Annotated in this window: 1 pseudogene; it reads right to left on the bottom strand. The window is 71.8% G+C overall.

Features of this window, described 5'->3' with window-relative positions:
• Positions 1–479 (bottom strand): annotated as a pseudogene (locus tag AC1DD3_RS22090) (HNH endonuclease signature motif containing protein); the annotation flags it as partial.

Raw genomic sequence — 479 nt, 5'->3', positions numbered from 1 at the left:
CGGAGGTGGGGTGGGAAGATCCGGGTGGTGCGGCCGATGTCCAGGATGCGGCCTTGGCTGCCGAGGAGGATGGGGATGATGTCGGCGTCGCAGGCGATTTTGCGGACGGTGGCGGGGGTGACGGGGCCGGTGAAGGCGAACGTCCCGGTCCCGGCGGGGGTTTCTGGGAGCGGGGGCTGCCCGGTGCCGGTGGCGGGGAGCGGGGGCAGGCCGGTCGCGGTGTCGTCGGTCGCTGCGGGTGCAGTGCCTGTGGCTGCCGGGTTTTGCCAGTGGGTTTGTGCATTGTCGCCGGGGCGGCTGGGGCCGCCGGTGCTGGTGGTTGTCCGGGTCGTGGGTGTGTGGCGGGTGTAGCGGGGGCCGTTGGCGGCGGTGGTGTGGAGGCGGTTCAGGAGGTCCTGGTAGCTGATGGTGACCATGACCTGGGGCCGGAGTCCGCCGGTGGCTGGCAGGGTGTTGGTGGCGAGGGCTGTTTTGCAGGC

The organism is Arthrobacter sp. 05T444, from assembly GCF_056395905.1.
The sequence above is the reverse complement of the archived record's forward strand: the minus strand, read 5'-3'. Positions and strand labels throughout refer to the sequence as shown.